General features: G+C 46.7%; 3 protein-coding genes. 1 reads left to right on the forward strand and 2 read right to left on the reverse strand.

The window, feature by feature from the left end; genetic code table 11:
* Window positions 1-21: 21 nt before the first annotated feature.
* Entirely contained in the window at window positions 22-219 is a 198-nt protein-coding gene (locus WBV75_RS14180; RefSeq protein ID WP_424121235.1) for a hypothetical protein, read from the reverse strand.
* Between the two features lie 209 nt (window positions 220-428).
* Window positions 429-1,217: a creatininase family protein gene (locus tag WBV75_RS14185; RefSeq protein WP_424121236.1), complete on the reverse strand. Its 789-nt coding sequence runs from the start codon at window positions 1,215-1,217 to the stop codon at window positions 429-431.
* A 178-nt stretch (window positions 1,218-1,395) separates the two neighbouring features.
* Here WBV75_RS14185 and WBV75_RS14190 point away from each other — a divergent pair, with 178 nt between their 5' ends.
* Complete coding sequence (locus tag WBV75_RS14190) at window positions 1,396-2,376, forward strand: hypothetical protein (protein WP_424121237.1); 981 nt, start codon at window positions 1,396-1,398, stop codon at window positions 2,374-2,376.
* Window positions 2,377-2,406: the final 30 nt, after the last annotated feature.

The raw sequence follows: 2,406 nt of genomic DNA on the forward strand, positions 1-2,406 counted from the left end.
CTCCGGGGTAATATCTTCCACTCAAATCTCCGGGGTACATTCCGGGGCAAGCTCACAATCCGGGTCCTCACAATCGGTAAGTCCGTCCCCGTCATTATCTATACCGTCATCGCATATTTCAACGGGAATTTCCTCGTCGTCAATATCCGTGCAGGCTTGAACACCAAAAAAACTTAAACAGCTCAAGGTGAGAATATAGATAATGACCCCTTTTTTCATTTAACAGGTATTGCTTTGATTTATAGCTACCTGAAGAACGATAAATTCGCTCTTTTTCGTATACCCGCCAAATGTTTTCTTTTTCAGATAAGAGGTTTTCAGAGTCTGAGTAATGGGAGTACTCCCCCGCGAGAAAATGAGATTGGTTACTCACCAGGACCAAATTTACCAGGAGAAGGAAGACTCAGAATATCAAAAAAGGTAGGGTGTTATTCATAGAGGTCATTTAAATCTGCAGAGGCAATTTCCGTCATCAGGTTCCCGATTTTATTACAGATTGCCGTAAAAAAGGCCTCTCCTTTCTCACGACTGGCCAATTCCGGGTTACCCACACCCGTATCTTCACTGATCTGGGACCAGGGTCTTTCGGTCCAGACCCACCCTTCCCTGAAGGCTTTTATTCGGTTCTTTTTTTCCCGCCCTGCTCCCCAATCCTTTTTGGGCAGGACCAAATCGGGTGCCAGGTGTAGTATGAGGCTGGTTTCCATTTCGTCCGCGTGGTCTCCCGGGTCTTCAAAAAAATCGGTTCGGTTCTCTGCATGAACCCACTCGCAAACGCACAAAAACATATTTGGAAATAAAAGTCCCAGTTCCCGGACCATAGATTTCCAATTATTTCCGCCGTGGCTGTTGAGGATCATAAATTTATGAATACCCTGCCGGTCCAGAACCGTCAAAAGATCCTTCAAAATGGCAAATTGCGTACTCGGATTGAGGTTCATATCCAGAAAGATATCGGACTGTCCGGTATTGACCCCATAGGGAATGGTTGGCAGCACGATTATCCGGGCCCCCTGCTCCCATGCAATACGGCCTGCTTCCACCCCAATGGCGGTTCCTTCTATCACATCCGTAGCATAAGGCAAGTGGTAATTATGTGCTTCAGTCGCCCCCCATGGCAATACGGCGAGGTCAATATCAGCTTCCCTGAGGTGTTTCCAGTTTGAATCGGCTAATACATAGGGTCTCATATTCTCAATGTATTTGATTATCTTCAAAGATATGATTTCACAGAAGTTAGGTAATCGTACATCTTTCATTTATATTTAGCTACCAACCATCACCATTTCTATGCTACCGGCTATCCCTCGGCTTGTTCAGATAAAAATCCCTTTTACATTTTCCATTGCCCTGTTTTTTCTAGGGGTTTTGCTTTTTTTGGTTTCCTGCAAGTCCATGGGGCCCAAAACCATACCGCCTGACGGGTTTAACTACAATGAACGTATCGCAGATCAGGAGAGCGAGCAAATGTTGCTAAACCTGGTAAGGCTCCGGTATATGGAAATGCCACGTTTTCTGAATGTTGCCTCTGTCATCAACACCTACTCCAGAGGAGGCATTGCAGGGGTAAATGGTACCCTGAACCCCATCAATAGTCCGATAGGGGCCAGTGTAAACGGAACCTGGACAGACCGCCCGACCATCACTTATACCCCCATGAGCGGCCAGGCTTTTGCACAGAGTCTGCTCACCCCCGTGCCGCCATCTGTTGTTTTTTTTATGATACAGTCTGGCTGGTCAGCACATCGACTGATGCGCCTTTCGAATTCCATGATTAACGGTTTACACAATGAAATCGGAACTCCCGGCGAACGAAGGCAGGGAGATGAACAATTTCATGAATTGCTCGACATACTGCATCAGCTTCAGCAAGACGGTGCCCTGGGGATGCACTTTAAGGGGGACTGGCCCAAAGTTGATGTGGAACTTGTCCTGCCCAAAAAAGGAAGGACGGACTCCATTGATAGATCCATAGCCCGATTCAAGGATATCCTGGAACTGGAAAGGGATAAGAATGTGTATGGTATTCAATATGGGGTTGTTGTTGAAAATAGGGAACAAATCCTGGTCCAGACCCATTCCATTATGGAAATGCTCGCCAACATCTCATGGTATATCGATGTGCCTGAAGAACATGTCCTCGAGGGTCGAACTCTTTCGACATTTGTTCCGGATGATGCCGATCTGATGAACGTCCGGGTATCTAAAGAAAAGCCTAAGGATGCTTTTCTTTCTATTCAGTTCAGGGACCACTGGTTTTATATCGATGATCGGGACGTGCCCTCAAAAAACACCTTCGCCGTTATTCAATTGCTATTCAGTATGGCCAATAGCGGGAGCGGCTCTGTAGGCCCCCTTATTTCCATTGGGAATTGAGAGGAATCCCCCGTTCAGGATGGCCCGGGT

It is taken from the genome of Robiginitalea sp. (assembly GCF_049588695.1).
Taxonomy (GTDB): domain Bacteria; phylum Bacteroidota; class Bacteroidia; order Flavobacteriales; family Flavobacteriaceae; genus Robiginitalea.

Excerpts from the sequence above, each read along its gene's own strand:
- WBV75_RS14190 (WP_424121237.1), top strand. The coding sequence starts at position 1,396 with ATGGGGCCCAAAACCATACCGCCTGACGGGTTTAACTACAATGAACGT.
- WBV75_RS14180 (WP_424121235.1), bottom strand. The coding sequence starts at position 219 with ATGAAAAAAGGGGTCATTATCTATATTCTCACCTTGAGCTGTTTAAGT.